Here is a 14,826-nt window from a genome sequence, read left to right as displayed (position 1 = left end):
GGCGTGCTTAGGTTAGGCTCACCTAACATTCCGGGAGAATCCCCCGAACACCCTCTTGCGCCAAACGCATGATCGACTTAGGTTAGCCTAACCTAACCTACGGAGATGATCATGCCTACCCGCTTAGCCGCTGCCCTGGTCAGCGCGATACTTCTGGCCCTCGGCACCCTCGCGGTCAGCCCCGCTCACGCGAGCACGGTCGGTCGAGGTCCGGACGGTCAGCGACTCTCCGTCAACAAGACGACCGGGATTCCGCTCACCGGCGCCACCGTCACCGTCACCGGTTCCGGCTACGACACCGGTAAGGGGATCTACGTCGCGTACTGCGTCGACAACGGCGCGGGCGTGGCACCCTCCCCCTGCGGCGGCGGTGTCGACACCACCGGCTCCACCGGCGCCTCGCACTGGATCTCCTCCAACCCACCCTCGTACGCCGAAGGACTGACCGTCGCGTACGGAGCGGGCGGGTCGTTCACCGTGCAGGTGAAGATCACCTCGAAGATCGGCGACGTGGACTGCACCACCGGCCGCTGCGTGGTGGCCAGCCGCAACGACCACACCCGCGCCTCGGACCGGTCCCAGGACGTCAAGGTGCCGGTAAGCTTCGCCACTGCCGCCAGCCCGAGCGCACCCGCTGCCGCCCCGGCGTCGACCGCCCCGGCCACGCCCGCCGCGCCCGCCCCGAACGCACCGGCCGCCACCGGCTCGACGCCCACGCCCCTCGCCCCCTCGGCAGCCGCCGCCGGAGCCACCGGCGCCGCCGACATCGAGGTGGCGACGGGCAGCACCCCGGCCCCCGGCGCCGAACAGCCCCTGCTCACCACGCAGGTCAGCGACAGCTCCGACGCAGGACGCTGGTTCACCGCGGTCCTGGCGGGACTTGCCGTGCTGCTGGTCGTCGTGGTGGCGCTGCGGATGCGGGGCCGACGCCGGGAACAGCGATGAGAAGGTGCCTGACGCTGCTGATGCTGCCCGCGCTGCTCGGCCTCACCGCCTGTGCGCCCGCCGCCTCGACGGCGGCCCCGACGACAGGCTGCGGACCGACCACGGCCGTGGTCACCGACGTGGACATCGAGCCGATCGGCGCCGATCCCGGCAGCACCCTGCCGGCCACGGTCACCTCGGCCGACGGCTCCAGCGTGACGGTCACCGACGCCAGCCGCATCCTCCCGGTGAACCTCTACGGCTCGATCGCCGAGATCGTGTTCAGTCTCGGGCTCGGTGACCGGGTCATCGGCCGGGACACCTCCACCACCTTCCCCGCCGCCGACGACCTGCCCGTGGTCACCCCGGCCGGACACGACCTGTCCACCGAGGCCATCCTGCGACTCAACCCCACAGTCGTACTCGCCGACGACAGCATCGGCCCGCCCGAGGTGCTCGCCCAACTGCGCCGCGCCGGCATCCCGGTGGTCCTCGTCGACGACGAACAGAGCCTGGCCGCCATCGGCCGCAACATCCGGACCATCGCCGCCGCGCTCGGCGTACCGGAGGCCGGGGAACTGCTGGTGACCCGGGTGGAGAGCGACATCGCCGCGGCCCGCCGGGTCGCACCACCCGGCGTCGCACCACTGCGCATCGCGTTCCTGTACGTCCGTGGCACCGCCGGCGTCTATCTGATCGGTGGCAAGGGCGCCGGGTCCGACGAGATGATCCGCGCCATCGGCGCCACCGACGCCGGCACCGAGATCGGCCTGTCCCACTTCCGGCCGCTGACCAGCGAAGGGCTGATCAACGCGGCTCCGGACGTCATCCTGGTGATGACCGAAGGGCTGGAGTCGGTCAAGGGCGTCGACGGGCTGCTCTCCCTGCCCGGCGTGGCCCAGACCCCGGCCGGTCAGCACCGCCGCATCGTGGACATGGACGACGGGCTGCTGCTCACCTTCGGCGCGCGTACCGGTCGGGCCATCCGGGCGTTGGCCGACGCGGTCTACGGATCATGCGCGTGAGACGGGCGGGCCTCGTCGCGGGCCTCGCCGTGACCCTGCTGCTGCTCTGCCTCGTCGCCGCCGGCACCGGGCAGGTCCGGGTTCCCCCGGCGGAGGTGCTCGGCTCGATCCTGCACCGCCTCGGCCTCGACATCGGACCGACGCCGAGCGCCACCCACGGCGAGAGCGCGCTGTGGGTGGTGCGCTTCCCCCGGGTCGTGCTCGCCGTGATCGTCGGGGCCGCGCTCGGCTGTGCCGGTGCCCTGATGCAGGGCGTCTTCGGCAACCCCCTGGCCGAGCCCGGCGTCATCGGCGTCTCCTCCGGCGCGGCGGTCGGCGCGGCCACGGTCATCATCACCGGAGCGGCCACGTTGGGCGGCTGGACCGTGGCAGCCGGCGCGTTTCTGGGCGGTCTCGCCGCCACCGCCGTGGTCTACTCGATGTCGCGCGTCGGCGGGCGGACCGAGGTGGTCACCCTGGTGCTGACCGGCATCGCGGTCAACGCGGTGGCCGGCGCGCTGATCGGCCTGCTGATGTTCTTCGGTGACGCGGACGCCGTACGGGCCATCGCGTTCTGGCAGCTCGGCAGCCTGGCGCAGGCGAACTGGTCGGCGGTGGCGGTCACCGCCCCGTGCGCGGCGGTCGGCATCGCGGTCGCGGTCGCCGCCGCCCGCCGCCTCGACCTGCTCGCCCTCGGCGACCGGTCGGCCCGGCACCTCGGCGTCCACGTCGAACGGCTGCGGCTGGCAATGGTCGCGGTGACCGCCCTGCTCGGTGCGGCGGCCGTGGCCTTCACCGGGGTGATCTCCTTCGTCGGTCTGGTGGTGCCGCACCTGGTCCGGATGGTCGCCGGCCCGGGTCATCGGCTGTTGCTGCCGGCCAGCGCCCTGGGTGGGGCCATCGTGGTGGTGGCCGGGGATCTGGCCGCCCGCACCCTTGTCGACTACCAGGAACTGCCGCTGGGCGTGTTGACCGCCGTGGTGGGCGGACCGTGCTTCTTCTGGTTGCTGCGTCGGACCCGGGCCCGAGCGGGAGGTTGGGGATGAAGTGGACCGATGTCGACCCGGACCGGGTCGGCCTGCGGGTCGAGCGCCTGGGCATCCGGCGCGACGCTCGGCCGATCCTGTCCGACGTGTCCCTCACGGTGCGCGCCGGCGAACTGCTGGCGCTGGTCGGTCCCAACGGTGCCGGCAAGAGCACCCTGCTCGCCGCGATCTGCGGCGACCTGGCTCCCGCCACCGGCACCATCGAGTTCGCCGGCCGGCCGCTGACCCGCTGGACGCCGGTCGAGCTGGCCCGACTGCGCGCCATGCTGCCGCAGCGCGCCACCATGTCGTTTCCGTTCACCGTGGCCGAGGTCGTCGCGATGGGACGTGCCCCGTGGGCCGGTACCCGGCTCGCCGCTGAGGACGACGAGGCGGTGGCCGAGGCGTTGCGGCTGACCGGGATGGAGGCGTTCACCGGTCGGGTGTTCTCCGCGCTCTCCGGTGGTGAACAGGCCCGCGTGGCGCTGGCCCGGGTGCTCGCGCAGCGTACCCCGATGCTCCTGCTCGACGAGCCGACCGCCGCGCTGGACCTGCGGCACCAGGAGTTGGTGCTCCGGCTGGCCCGCGATCGCGCCCGGCAGGGTGGCAGTGTGGTGATCGTGCTGCACGACCTGGGCCTGGCGGCGGCGTACGCGGACCGCATCGCGTTGCTGGCCGGTGGCCGGCTGGTCGCCGACGGGCCGCCGGGCGTGGTGCTCACCGCCGACCGGCTCAGCGAGGTCTACCAGCACCAGGTCGAGGTGCTGCCCCACCCGCACACCGGTGTCCCGCTGGTCCTACCGGTACGCCCCTGACCAGCCGGGCTGGTCAGGGGCGTCAGGTCTACGGTAATCCGATCAGCTCAGCTGGCGTCCGGTCGCGGGGTACGGCTCAGCGCGGCGCACGCCTCGCGGTACATCCGGGCGGCCTCGGCGCGGATCTGCCGGCGTTCGACGAGCCGTTGCGAGAACGGAACACGCACCGGCACCTCGGTGCCGTCCACGATGGCCAGGAACCCCATCGCCTCGGCGTCCATCCCGGACATGGTGGCTGCGGTGGCCGTCGGCTGGCCGCCCAACCCCTGGCAGATCACCAGACAGTCGTCGGCGTGGTCGGTGTTCATGTGTCGCATCACCGCCGCGACAACCTCCGACGGGAACGGGTTCGCGGCGCTCACGCGGCACTCGCCTGGGTCACGACCTGCCCGAGCTCGTCGAGCATGGCGGTGTTCAGCCGGTAGGCGTACGACACCTCGTCGAGGAAACGCTGCCGCTCGACGGCGTCCCAGGCGGCCAGGTCGAGCAGCTCCCGGTAGTGCTGCTTGAAGGTACGCGCGTCCAGGCCCGGAAAGAGGAAGAACCGGATGCCGTCGGTGTCGAAGCCGAAGGTACTGCGCAACGCACGGGCCATCACCTGACCGCCGGATAGGTCACCCAGGTAACGGGTGTAGTGGTGGGCGACGAATCCGGCCGGCCAGGAGAAGGCGACCTCCCGCAGGCGGGCCTGGTACTGCACGGTGGCGGCGCTCGGGCTGAACCTTTCCGACCAGTCAGGACCGTGCAGGAAGGACAGATCATCCACGATGCTTGGCAGTCGACGTAGTTCTTCGATGACGAACGGGCCGGCCACCGGGTCGTCGCGCATCGCGTCGGCGGCTTCCTCCAACGTCTGGTAGATCACGTGCAGTTGTCCGAGCAGCGCCGCGTACCCGGCCCGATCCAACTGTCCCGACAACAACGCGTCGAAGTACGTCACACTCTGCGCGGCCCGATGGTCCGCCCTGGTCAGCTCTCGCACCTCTGCGGCGAACCCCATGAGCACCTCCTTGTTAGGTTAGCCTAACCTATCATGATCATGCAGCCTGTGGAGCTGACCGAAAGTGCCGGCTCAGGCGCGCCGACAGGAGGAATCCGCCGGGGCGCCCCGGTAGGTGACAGCCCTACCCTTGTGGCGCCACGATCTGGATGAGGTTGCCGCAGGTGTCGTCGAAGACGGCGGTCGTCACGTTCCCCGCGTCCAGCGGCGGCTGGGTGAAGGTCACTCCCTGCGCGGTCAGCCGCTCGTACTCGGCCGACACGTCCGCGACGGTGAACATGGTGACCGGAATCCCATCGGCGACCAGGGCCTTCTTGTAGGCGAGGGCCGCCGGGTGCTGGTCCGGTTCGAGGACCAACTCCACACCCTCCGGGTCCTCCGGGGAGACCACGGTCAGCCAACTGAACTCCCCCAGCGGCACCTCGGTCTTCTTGGTGAAGCCGAGCACCCCGGTGTAGAAGGCCAGGGCCTTGGCCTGGTCGTCGACGAGAACACTCACGTGTCCGATTCGCATGGTCCCACCCGCCATCTCTGATAGATCTGCTGAAGTGGGGACGTGTCAAGGTCGATGAAGGTGTACCGGCCCTGACGGCGCAACACCACCAGCCCCGCCTCGGCCAACACCGCCAGGTGCTGGGAGATGGCCTGGCGGGTGGAGGTGAACCCCTTACCCGTCAACCGGACGCACAACTCGAACAAGGTCTGGCCGCTGCGATCCTGCAACTCGTCGAGGATGGCCCGCCGGGTGGGATCTGCCAGCGCCTTGTACACGTCGCCCACCACCGCACCATAGGCAAGTATTCACTTGCATGTCAAACATCGACCATGTTCCGAGTAGGTAAACCCTGCCCCCGGGCGGCCCACTGGCCTGGCGCGGACCGGCGCATCTTGCGACCCTTACGCTCGTGTACGACTACGACGTGTTGGTGCTGGGTTCCGGACCCAGCGGTCAGAAGGCCGCGATCGCCGCCGCCAAGCTCGGCCGACGGGTCGGCCTGGTGGAACGACGCGACATGATCGGCGGGGTGTGCATCAACACCGGCACCGTGCCCTCCAAAACCCTGCGCGAAGCCGTGCTCTACCTGACCGGCCTGAGCCAGCGGGACCTGTACGGCAGCAGCTACCGGGTCAAGGAGGACATCACCGTCAGCGACCTGGCCGCCCGCACCCAGCATGTGATCAACCGACAGACCGATGTGATCCGCAACCAGTTGGCCCGCAACCGGATAGCGGTGATCACCGGCACCGGGCGGTTCGCCGACCCCCACTCGGTCTGGGTGGACGGCGGATCGGGCCAGGAATCCAAGGTCACCTTCGACAAGGCGATCGTCGCCGCCGGCACCCGCCCGGCCCGACCGGACAGCGTGGACTTCGACGACCGGACCATCGTGGACTCCGACGGCGTGATCAACCTCCAGGCCGTACCGCGCAGCATGGTGGTGGTCGGTGCCGGGGTGATCGGCATGGAGTACGCCTCCATGTTCGCCGCCCTCGGCACCAAGGTGACCGTGGTCGAACGCCGGGAGAGGATGCTCGACTTCTGCGACGAGGAGGTCGTCGAGTCCCTGAAGTACCACCTGCGGGACCTGTCGGTCACCTTCCGCTTCGGCGAGGAGGTCGCCGCGGTGGAGAAGCACCAGAACGCCGCGCTGTGCATCCTCAGGAGCGGCAAGAAGATCGCCGCGGACACCGTGATGTACTCCGCCGGCCGGCAGGGCCAGACCGACGGGCTGGCCCTGGATGCCGCCGGCCTGACCGCCGACCGGCGGGGCCGTATCGAGGTCGACGCGAACTACCGCACCGCCGTGGAGAACATCTACGCCGTCGGTGACGTGATCGGCTTCCCGGCGCTGGCCTCGACCTCGATGGAACAGGGGCGGCTGGCCGCCCAGCACGCCTGCGGCGAGCCGGTGCGGGCCATGCACCAGTTGCAGCCGATCGGGATCTACACCATTCCGGAGATCAGCTTCGTCGGTAAGACCGAGGACGAGTTGACCGACAGCGCCACCCCGTTCGAGGTGGGTATCGCCCGCTACCGCGAGCTGGCCCGGGGGCAGATCGTCGGTGACTCGTACGGGATGTTGAAGTTGCTCGTCTCACCGGACGACGGACGTCTGCTGGGTGTACACGTCTTCGGCACCGGCGCCACCGAGATCGTACACATCGGACAGACCGTGATGGGTTGCGGCGGCACGGTCGACTACCTGATCGACGCGGTGTTCAACTACCCCACCCTGGCCGAGGCGTACAAGGTGGCTGCCCTGGACGCCGCCAACAAGATCCGCAACATCACCCGCATCGACGGCTGACCCCCGCCCCGCGCCGGTCGGCTGCCGCGGATGGTCGACGACGGCAGACCGGGGCGGGGCGCGAAGCCCCGCCCCGGTCGTTCTCAGCCGGCCGTCGCGAGCGACCGGCGGCGCGGTCCCAGGTGCCGGGCGTACGCGCCGGTGGTGAAGAAGGCCGGCAGGCCCTCGGCCAGCGCGGTCTCCTCGACGATGCGCGCCGCCTGCGCGGCGCGTTCCCGCTCGGCGTCGCCGCGCCCCTCGGACAGCGTCGTCAGCTCCTCGGCCAGCATCGCCCGCACCAGTTCCTCGGTGACGCTGCCCCCCTCGGCCAGCGGCGTACCGTGGTGCAGCCACTGCCACAACTGGCAGCGGGCGATCTCGGCGGTAGCGGCGTCCTCCATCAGGTTCCACAGCGCCACCGCGCCTGCTCCCCCGAGCCAGGCGTCGATGTAGTGCAGTGCCACCGCGATGTTGGACCGCAGGCCGCTCTCGGTGACCTGACCCGGGGTCTTGTCCACCGAGAGCAGGTCGGCGGCGGTCACGGACACCTCGTCCCGCTGCCGGTCGAGCTGGTTCGGGCGCTCGCCGAGCACCGCGTCGAACACCTCCCGGCAGGTCGACACCAGGCCGGGGTGGGCCACCCAGGAGCCGTCGAACCCGTCGCCGGCCTCCCGCTGCTTGTCCGCCCGCACCTTGGCCAGAGCGGTGGCGTTGACCTCCGGGTCACGGGCCGGCACGAAGGCGGCCATCCCCCCGATCGCGTGGGCCCCGCGCCGGTGACAGGTCCGCACCAGCAACTCGGTGTACGCCCGCATGAACGGCACCGTCATGGTGACCGCGGACCGGTCCGGCAGGACGAAGTCCGGCCACTGCCCGAAGTTCTTGATGATGCTGAAGATGTAGTCCCAGCGGCCGGCGTTCAATCCGGCCGAGTGTTCCCGCAGCTCGTAGAGGATCTCCTCCATCTCGAAGGCCGCCGTGATCGTCTCGATCAGGGTGGTCGCCCGGATGGTGCCCTGCGGCAGCCGCAGGTAGTGCTGGGCGAAGACGAAGATGTCGTTCCACAGCCGGGCCTCGCGGTGGTCCTCCAGCTTCGGCAGGTAGAAGTACGGTCCCGCACCGGCGGCGAGTTGCCGGCGGGCGCAGTGGAACAGGTAGAGCCCGAAGTCGACCAGGCTGGCCGAGATCGGCCGGCCGTCCACCACGATGCCCTTCTCCACCAGGTGCCAGCCGCGCGGCCGGACCACGATGGTGGCCAGTTCCTCGCCGAGGACGTACCGCTTGCCGCGCGGGTCGGTGAAGTCGATCCGCCGGTCCAGGGCGTCCATCAGGTTGAGCTGCCCGGAGATGACGTTGTCCCAGGTCGGGGCGGTGGCGTCCTCGAAGTCGGCGAGCCACACCTTGGCGCCGGAGTTCAGCGCGTTGATTGTCATCTTCCGCTCCGGCGGGCCGGTGATCTCCACCCGCCGGTCCTGAAGTCCTGGTGCCGGTGGGGCCACCCGCCAGGTCGGGTCGGCCCGCACCCCGATGGTCTCCGGCAGGAAGTCGGGCAGCTGACCGGTGGCGAACCGGTCCCGCCGCGCCCGGCGGGTGTCCAGCAGGGCCACCCGCCGGGCGGCGAACTCGCTGTCCAGGGTGACCAGGAACTCCAGCGCCTCGGGGGTGAGCACCTCGTCGAAGCGTTCGGCCATCGGGCCGATGACCTCGTACCTCATGCGAACTGCTCCTCTTCGGTGGAGCCACGCAGCGCGGTGGTCTCGGCGGCCGGGTTGAGCACGGTGCTGATCAGGTCGAAGTAGCCGGTACCCACCTCGCGCTGGTGCTTGACCGCGGTGTAGCCGGCCGGCTCGGCGGCGAACTCCCGCTCCTGCAGCGACACGTACGCCGACATGCCCTCGGCGGCGTAGCCCCGGGCCAGGTCGAACATCGAGTAGTTCAGGGCGTGGAACCCGGCCAGGGTGATGAACTGGAACTTGTAGCCCATGTGGCCCAGTTCCCGCTGGAACTTGGCGATGGTCGCGTCGTCGAGGTGCTTGCGCCAGTTGAACGACGGCGAGCAGTTGTAGGCCAGCAGCTGGTCCGGGTACTCCGCCTTGATCGCCTCGGCGAAGCGGCGGGCGACCTCCAGGTCCGGGGTGCTGGTCTCCATCCAGAGCAGGTCGGCGTGCGGGGCGTACGCCAGACCCCGGGCGATGCACGGCTCGATGCCGTTACGCACCCGGTAGAAGCCCTCGGCGGTCCGCTCGCCGGTGACGAAGGGCTGGTCACGCTCGTCCACGTCGGTGGTGAGCAGGGTGGCCGCCTGGGCGTCGGTACGGGCGATGACCACGCTCGGCACCCCGGCCACGTCGGCGGCCAGCCGGGCCGCCTCCAGGGTACGGACGTGCTGCCCGGTGGGGATGAGCACCTTGCCGCCGAGGTGGCCGCACTTCTTCTCACTGGCGAGCTGGTCCTCCCAGTGCACCCCGGCCGCGCCGGCCGCGATCATGGCGTTCATCAGCTCGTACGCGTTGAGCACCCCACCGAAACCGGCCTCGGCGTCGGCGACGATCGGGGCCAGCCAGTCGATGCCGGAGGTGTCCCCCTCGGCGGTGGTGATCTGGGCGGCGCGCAGCAGCGCGTTGTTGATCCGGCGGACCACCGCGGGCACCGAGTTGGCCGGGTAGAGGCTCTGGTCGGGGTAGGTGTGGCCGGCCAGGTTGGCGTCGGCGGCCACCTGCCAGCCGGACAGGTAGATCGCCTTGAGCCCGGCCCGGACCATCTGCACGGCCTGGTTGCCGGTGAGGGCACCGAGGGCGTGGATGTAGTCCTCGCTGTTCAGCAGGCGCCACAGCCGGTTGGCGCCGTGCCGGGCCAGGGTGTGCTCCTCCTGGATCGCGCCACGCAACCGCACCACGTCCTCGGCGCGGTAGCTACGTCGCACACCCCGCCAGCGGGGGTTGGTGTCCCATTCGTGCTGCAACTGCTCGACCGGGGTAGGCATCGTCTCTCGTCCCTTCACAATTCGTGGCCACACCGTTGCCGCTCAAGCGCCGCTGCCGGCCGCCGGTGTGGAACCCACGGTCACATGGGCTTGTCAGTCGGGTCGAGGGACGGAAAATGCCAATTCTTGTAAATCCTCGGAAGCATTTTGCAAAGTTGTTAATGGCCCCATTGGCAGCGGTGCTAATGTGATCCGACAAACCTGCTGGCGTGGGAGGTGGGGACGATTAGCAAGACCTTCGCCGGGGCCCGGCTACGCCGGCTGCGCGAGGAACGGGCACTCAGCCAGACCGAGTTGGCCCGGCACCTGGGAATCTCCCCCAGCTACCTCAACCAGATCGAGCACGACACCCGGCCGCTGACCGTGCCGGTGCTGCTGCGCATCACCGAACTCTTCGGCGTCGACCCCACCGTCTTCGCCGCCCACGACACCCCACGCCTGGTCACCGGGCTGCGGGAGGCCCTGCCCAGCCGGGCCAGCCTCGCCGACCTGACCGAGCTGGCCACCCGGCTGCCCGAGGTCGCCGCCGCCGTCATCGACCTGCACCGGCGCTACCAGCAGGCCGACGAGCAGCTCGCCGAGCTGGTCGGCGACCGGGAACGGCTCGGCCGCAGCCCGCACGACCAGGTCACCGAGTTCTTCTACCGGCGGCAGAACTACGTACCGGAACTGGACGAGGAGGCCGAACGGCTGGCCACCGCGATGGGGCTGCGGCGCGGCGAGGTCCGGGGTCGGTTGCGTGACCGACTGGCCCAGCGGCACGGGGTACGCATCCTGCGCGAGGACGCCGGCGCCCTCGGCGGGGAACTGCACCGCTACCGGCCGCAGACCCGCACCCTGCACCTGTCCACCTCGCTGCGCGGCGGCCAGGAGGCGATGCGGATGGCCGCCCAGATCGCGCTGCTGGAATTCGCCGACGTCATCGACGAGATCGTCGAGTCGGAGCACTTCGACGACCCGCAGACCCAGATCCTCACCCGGGTCGGGCTGGCCAACTACTTCGCGGCGGCGCTGATCCTGCCGTACGAACAGTTCCTGACCGCCGCCGAGCAGCGCCGGTACGACATCGAACTGCTCACCCAGCACTACGCGATCGGCTGGGAGACGGTCTGCCACCGGCTGAGCACGTTGCAGCGGCCCCGGGCGCGCGGGGTGCCGTTCTCCTTCGTCCGGGTGGACCGGGCCGGCAACATGTCCAAACGCCAGTCCGCCACCGGCTTCCCGTTCTCCCGTACCGGCGGCACCTGTCCACTATGGAACGTATACGAGGCGTTCGGCGCACCGGGCCGGGTGGTCACCCAGGTAGCCGCGATGCCGGACGGCCAGCGCTACCTGTGGATCGCCCGCACCATCACCCGCCACCACGGCGGCTACGGCCAACCCGGCAAGGTGTACGCCATCGGCCTGGGCTGCGAGACCCGGCACGCCGGCCGACTGGTCTACTCCACCGGGGTGGACCTGCACGCCGCCGAGGCCGCTACCCCCATCGGCCCCGGCTGCAAGACCTGCGAACGGATGACCTGCCCGCAGCGAGCCGCCCCACCCATCAGCCGCCAACTGGACGTGGACGAGAACCGCAGCACCTTCGTCCCGTACCCGCTGCGCGACTGACCCTGGCGGGGTCGGCTCCGCGCGATCGACCTCAGGCGGGTGCGGCGGCTGAGCACGGTGCCGGGTGCGGCCGACACCTCACCCGGCAACCCGCAGATCGGCTAGGGCGTCGAGGGCCGAGCCGTCGCCATGCGTTCGGCCAGGAGGAACTGCCGTAGTGATCGCGGCGGCACACCTGTCACCTCCTCGACGGTGCTGGTCGTCCGGTCCTCGGCGCCCTCCGCGATCATCACGTCCATGGCGGCGAGAAGGTCGGCGAATGCGGCCGGCACGCCGTTGCGTTGGTGCCGCTCGGAGAGCTCCTTCGAGGTGACCTCGCGGTGGCGCACGGTCCGGCCGGTGGTGTCGCTCAGGATCTCGGCGACCTCGTCGAAGCTCAACGGCTCCGGACCGGTCAGGACGAGGTCGCCGCCGGGCACCTCGGCGTCGGTGAGTGCCCGCACGGCGACGGCGGCGATGTCCCCGGGGTCGATGAAGGGGATCCGCCCCCGGCCGGTGGCGCTGACGATCTCGCCGTCGCGCCGGGCGGACTCGGCGTGTGGGCGGTCGCCGGTGAAGTTGCTGGCGAACCAGGTCGGCCGCAGCACCACCGGCTCCGGCACAAGATCGGCGAGACGCGCGCCGAACATGCCGAGACCAGGACTGCCGATCGGCACTGCCGACGAGCTGAGCAGCGCAATTCGGCGTACGCCGGCCCGCCGGGCCTCCTCCAGGAACGGCACGACGACCGGCTCGGGGTCGGTGGCGCCCGGTGGTGTCACCAGGTAGATCGCCCGCACGCCGTCGACGGCCCGTGGGTATGTGGTGGGATCGGCCCAGTCGAACCTCACGTCCGCGCCCGGCGAGCGGCCGGCCCGGCGTACCGGGACGTTCTCGCCGGCCAGTCGCCGGGCGAGACGGCTGCCGGTGGTCCCGGTCGCTGCGGTCACCAACACCGTCATGCCGATACCTCCGTCTCCATCATGGTCTCGGTGAGGATGAGGGGGTTCCAGTAGTCGCGGTAATGCCGGATGAGTCCGCCGGCGATGGTCAGCACGGCGACGTAGCGGACGGTGTACGGCTCGCCGTTGGCGACGATCCGGCCGCTGATCGCCATCTCAGCGACGATGACGTCCGGGTCGGTGGTCTCGTGCACGACGACGTCGTGCACGCGCTGGACGTCCAGCCGATCGGTGTAGCCGTCCAGGTATGCCTCGACGGCTTTGCGTCCGTCGAGTCGTTGCGGCCACCCTGGTGGCGCGAACGGGAACTCCATGACGGCGTCGTCCGCGTACAGCGCGGTGAACCCGGCCATGTCGTGAGCGAGCAGGCGGTCGGTGGCGCGGCGGAAGATCGCCACGGGGGTGTCGGACACAGGTTCCTCCTCGAGTCGGTGGCCGCTAAGATTCGGACCACTGGTCCGTTTCACTTTAGCGGACTGTCGGTCCGTTTTGCCAAAGGGAGTGCCATGCGAGTCGACAAGGCACGCAACCGGGACATGGTGCTGGCTGCCGCTGCCCGCCTGTTTCACGAGGCCACCCACCCGGACGAGGTCTCGATGGACGCCGTCGCCGCCGCCGCAGGTGTCGGCAAGGGCACGATCTTCCGGGGCTTCGGTGACCGGCGCGGTCTGCTTCTCGCGCTCTATCAGGAGCACATCGACCGTGAACTCACCGCGCCGGTCGCCGAAGAGACGCCGGCGCAGACCGCCCTGGAACTGATGACCCGCACCTGGCGGTTCAAACAACGCCATCGCATCCTCACCCTCGCCCTGGAGCGGGAGGGCTCTGGCAGCCCGTACCAGAACAGCGGCTACGCCCAACTACACGCCCAACTCACCGACCTCGTCGGCCAGGCACGCGGCACCGACAACGCCGCCTTCCTGGCCCACGCGCTGATCGCCGCCGTACGGAGCGACCTCATCGAGCACCTGCGCAACCACCCCGAAATCGACGCCGAAGCCGGCCTGCGCGAGTTGGTGTACGACGTGCTCGGCTAGCCGACCTTCCGGGTGTCGAGGTCACCATCCCGCCCATCCGCTCGCCGTCGTTGCGGCTACGCGTCGAGAAACGTGATCACCGTGTCGAGGTAGGCGTCCGGCTCGGTCTCGTGCACCAGATGCCCGGCGTCGATGGTGACCAGTCGGGCGTCGGCCAACCGGTCGGCGAGTTCGGCGATGTGTTGCTGGGGCACTGGGCTCGACGGGCCGCCGCCGAGCAGCAGGGTGGGTACGGTGATCCGGGCGATGATGTCGGGCCAGTCTGAAGACGGGTCGTCGATCTCGGGGCGGACCTGCTCCACCACCCGCCAGTCGAATGGCAACTCCCCCGCCGGCCGCTCCGGTGGCGCAGGTGGACGAGGGTGCGGGAAGCCGATGTCCTCCAACACCAGGCGACGGATGTGCTGCGGTCCCGCTGCGGCCGCCGCCCGGCAGGCCACCAGGCCACCGAGGGAATGGCCGATCAGGTCGACCGGGCCGGTGTCGAGGCGGTCGAGGAGGCCCAGGACGTCCCGGGCGAACAGTTTCAGCCGGTATTCACCGGGCCAGTCACTGCCTCCGTGGCCGCGCAGATCGACGGCGTACACCCTCCGCTCGGCGTCCAGCTCCGCCGCGATCACGTCCCAGTCCTGGGCGCTTCGGCCGGTGGCGGGCAGCAACACCACCGGAGTACGGGCCGCACCAACAGTCGGCCACACCCGCAACGAAAGGCGAACATCACCGAGCGCGACGTCAACCAGATCGGGCACCAGGCAACCCTCACTGACATCGCCGCTGGACACCAACCGATTCCGCTACCGGCAGACCCCCCTTCTCCCCGTCGATCATGAGGTTCGCGGCAGTTGTTGATCTCCACAGTGCCGCCAACCTCATGATCAACGGGGCCGGGTTGGGCGGGTGAGGTCGCGGGCCAGGTGGGAGGCGGTTAGGAGCAGTGGGTTGGCGGTGCGGGCTGCGCGGAAGGCCGGTAGCGCCGGGAGGTGGGGGCGGCGGGCGTTGAGCTGATGCAGTTTGGCTGCCCAGTAGGCGGCGCCTTCGATCAGCAGGAGCGCGAACAAGGCGAAGCCGAGCAGGTTGGTTGCCGTGGCTGGGAGCCCGACCAGGCCGAACCATATCCAAGCTTGCAGTGGGATGTTTATGAGTTCCAGGGCAGCCAGCGAGCGCAGCCAGCCGCGAACAGTCTGACTGGGAGTTGGGC

The 14,826-nt window shown here is 70.1% G+C and carries 17 protein-coding genes; 7 read left to right on the top strand and 10 right to left on the bottom strand.

Annotation, left to right across the window (positions count from 1 at the left end; all coding sequences use genetic code 11):
• The first annotated feature begins 111 nt into the window (after nt 1-111).
• From ACLQ2T_RS15745 to ACLQ2T_RS15730, 4 genes are read left to right on the top strand one after another with little or no spacing between them, the layout of a single operon-like run.
• Entirely contained in the window at nt 112-945 is an 834-nt protein-coding gene (locus ACLQ2T_RS15745) for a hypothetical protein (RefSeq protein WP_425766879.1), read from the top strand.
• Nucleotides 942-1,949, top strand: a complete 1,008-nt coding sequence (locus ACLQ2T_RS15740) for a heme/hemin ABC transporter substrate-binding protein (protein ID WP_425766877.1) — start codon at nt 942-944, stop codon at nt 1,947-1,949. Before ACLQ2T_RS15745 ends, ACLQ2T_RS15740 begins: the two co-directional genes overlap by 4 nt.
• A complete protein-coding gene (locus ACLQ2T_RS15735) occupies nt 1,946-2,974 on the top strand; it encodes a FecCD family ABC transporter permease (protein ID WP_425766876.1) in 1,029 nt (342 codons plus the stop codon). Before ACLQ2T_RS15740 ends, ACLQ2T_RS15735 begins: the two co-directional genes overlap by 4 nt.
• A complete protein-coding gene (locus tag ACLQ2T_RS15730) occupies nt 2,971-3,768 on the top strand; it encodes a heme ABC transporter ATP-binding protein (RefSeq protein WP_425766875.1) in 798 nt (265 codons plus the stop codon). Before ACLQ2T_RS15735 ends, ACLQ2T_RS15730 begins: the two co-directional genes overlap by 4 nt.
• Before the next feature lie 47 nt (nt 3,769-3,815).
• On the opposite strand, the gene ACLQ2T_RS15725 is transcribed toward ACLQ2T_RS15730, so the two are convergent.
• From ACLQ2T_RS15725 to ACLQ2T_RS15710, 4 genes are all read right to left on the bottom strand, one after another.
• Nucleotides 3,816-4,130 (bottom strand): DUF2470 domain-containing protein, encoded by a 315-nt coding sequence (locus ACLQ2T_RS15725; RefSeq protein ID WP_425766874.1) that lies wholly within the window; start codon nt 4,128-4,130, stop codon nt 3,816-3,818.
• Entirely contained in the window at nt 4,127-4,768 is a 642-nt protein-coding gene (locus ACLQ2T_RS15720) for a heme oxygenase (biliverdin-producing) (protein ID WP_425766873.1), read from the bottom strand. The genes ACLQ2T_RS15725 and ACLQ2T_RS15720 overlap by 4 nt, the downstream gene beginning before the upstream one ends.
• Before the next feature lie 124 nt (nt 4,769-4,892).
• The gene (locus ACLQ2T_RS15715) at nt 4,893-5,282 is read right to left on the bottom strand and encodes a VOC family protein (RefSeq protein ID WP_425766872.1); all 390 of its coding nucleotides are present in this window, start codon (nt 5,280-5,282) and stop codon (nt 4,893-4,895) included.
• Nucleotides 5,264-5,539, bottom strand: a complete 276-nt coding sequence (locus tag ACLQ2T_RS15710; RefSeq protein WP_013733596.1) for an ArsR/SmtB family transcription factor — start codon at nt 5,537-5,539, stop codon at nt 5,264-5,266. Before ACLQ2T_RS15710 ends, ACLQ2T_RS15715 begins: the two co-directional genes overlap by 19 nt.
• Nucleotides 5,540-5,673: 134 nt before the next feature.
• Between ACLQ2T_RS15710 and sthA the strand changes: the two genes are divergently transcribed.
• A complete protein-coding gene (gene sthA, locus ACLQ2T_RS15705; RefSeq protein WP_425766871.1) occupies nt 5,674-7,077 on the top strand; it encodes a Si-specific NAD(P)(+) transhydrogenase in 1,404 nt (467 codons plus the stop codon).
• An 83-nt stretch (nt 7,078-7,160) separates the two neighbouring features.
• Here sthA and aceB read toward each other — a convergent pair whose 3' ends face one another.
• Both aceB and aceA read right to left on the bottom strand, forming a co-directional pair.
• Complete coding sequence (aceB, locus tag ACLQ2T_RS15700; RefSeq protein WP_425766870.1) at nt 7,161-8,771, bottom strand: malate synthase A; 1,611 nt, start codon at nt 8,769-8,771, stop codon at nt 7,161-7,163.
• A complete protein-coding gene (aceA, locus tag ACLQ2T_RS15695; RefSeq protein ID WP_425766869.1) occupies nt 8,768-10,039 on the bottom strand; it encodes an isocitrate lyase in 1,272 nt (423 codons plus the stop codon). The genes aceB and aceA overlap by 4 nt, the downstream gene beginning before the upstream one ends.
• 216 nt (nt 10,040-10,255) lie before the next feature.
• Here aceA and ACLQ2T_RS15690 point away from each other — a divergent pair, with 216 nt between their 5' ends.
• Nucleotides 10,256-11,650 (top strand): short-chain fatty acyl-CoA regulator family protein, encoded by a 1,395-nt coding sequence (locus ACLQ2T_RS15690; RefSeq protein ID WP_425766868.1) that lies wholly within the window; start codon nt 10,256-10,258, stop codon nt 11,648-11,650.
• A 101-nt stretch (nt 11,651-11,751) separates the two neighbouring features.
• Here the strand turns inward: ACLQ2T_RS15690 and ACLQ2T_RS15685 are convergent, their stop codons facing one another.
• Together ACLQ2T_RS15685 and ACLQ2T_RS15680 are read right to left on the bottom strand one after the other, a co-directional pair.
• The gene (locus ACLQ2T_RS15685; protein WP_425766867.1) at nt 11,752-12,591 is read right to left on the bottom strand and encodes an ergot alkaloid biosynthesis protein; all 840 of its coding nucleotides are present in this window, start codon (nt 12,589-12,591) and stop codon (nt 11,752-11,754) included.
• The gene (locus tag ACLQ2T_RS15680; RefSeq protein WP_425766866.1) at nt 12,588-13,004 is read right to left on the bottom strand and encodes a nuclear transport factor 2 family protein; all 417 of its coding nucleotides are present in this window, start codon (nt 13,002-13,004) and stop codon (nt 12,588-12,590) included. The genes ACLQ2T_RS15685 and ACLQ2T_RS15680 overlap by 4 nt, the downstream gene beginning before the upstream one ends.
• A 93-nt stretch (nt 13,005-13,097) precedes the next feature.
• Between ACLQ2T_RS15680 and ACLQ2T_RS15675 the strand changes: the two genes are divergently transcribed.
• Nucleotides 13,098-13,628, top strand: coding sequence for a TetR/AcrR family transcriptional regulator (locus tag ACLQ2T_RS15675; protein WP_425766865.1), 531 nt, complete (start codon nt 13,098-13,100; stop codon nt 13,626-13,628).
• A gap of 56 nt (nt 13,629-13,684) precedes the next feature.
• Here the strand turns inward: ACLQ2T_RS15675 and ACLQ2T_RS15670 are convergent, their stop codons facing one another.
• Both ACLQ2T_RS15670 and ACLQ2T_RS15665 read right to left on the bottom strand, forming a co-directional pair.
• Nucleotides 13,685-14,377, bottom strand: coding sequence for an alpha/beta fold hydrolase (locus tag ACLQ2T_RS15670; protein ID WP_425766864.1), 693 nt, complete (start codon nt 14,375-14,377; stop codon nt 13,685-13,687).
• A gap of 126 nt (nt 14,378-14,503) precedes the next feature.
• Nucleotides 14,504-14,686, bottom strand: coding sequence for a hypothetical protein (locus ACLQ2T_RS15665; protein WP_425766863.1), 183 nt, complete (start codon nt 14,684-14,686; stop codon nt 14,504-14,506).
• Nucleotides 14,687-14,826: the final 140 nt, after the last annotated feature.

This window comes from Micromonospora sp. DT229, from assembly GCF_049844505.1.
In the GTDB taxonomy this organism is placed as follows: Bacteria; Actinomycetota; Actinomycetes; order Mycobacteriales; family Micromonosporaceae; genus Micromonospora.
This window is presented reverse-complemented; position numbering and strand designations above follow the sequence as displayed.

Coding starts and splice junctions, on each gene's coding strand:
- ACLQ2T_RS15730 (WP_425766875.1), top strand. CDS start 2,971: ATGAAGTGGACCGATGTCGACCCGGACCGGGTCGGCCTGCGGGTCGAG.
- aceA (WP_425766869.1), bottom strand. CDS start 10,039: ATGCCTACCCCGGTCGAGCAGTTGCAGCACGAATGGGACACCAACCCC.
- aceB (WP_425766870.1), bottom strand. CDS start 8,771: ATGAGGTACGAGGTCATCGGCCCGATGGCCGAACGCTTCGACGAGGTG.
- ACLQ2T_RS15745 (WP_425766879.1), top strand. CDS start 112: ATGCCTACCCGCTTAGCCGCTGCCCTGGTCAGCGCGATACTTCTGGCC.
- ACLQ2T_RS15685 (WP_425766867.1), bottom strand. CDS start 12,591: ATGACGGTGTTGGTGACCGCAGCGACCGGGACCACCGGCAGCCGTCTC.
- ACLQ2T_RS15715 (WP_425766872.1), bottom strand. CDS start 5,282: ATGCGAATCGGACACGTGAGTGTTCTCGTCGACGACCAGGCCAAGGCC.
- ACLQ2T_RS15720 (WP_425766873.1), bottom strand. CDS start 4,768: ATGGGGTTCGCCGCAGAGGTGCGAGAGCTGACCAGGGCGGACCATCGG.
- ACLQ2T_RS15675 (WP_425766865.1), top strand. CDS start 13,098: ATGCGAGTCGACAAGGCACGCAACCGGGACATGGTGCTGGCTGCCGCT.
- ACLQ2T_RS15740 (WP_425766877.1), top strand. CDS start 942: ATGAGAAGGTGCCTGACGCTGCTGATGCTGCCCGCGCTGCTCGGCCTC.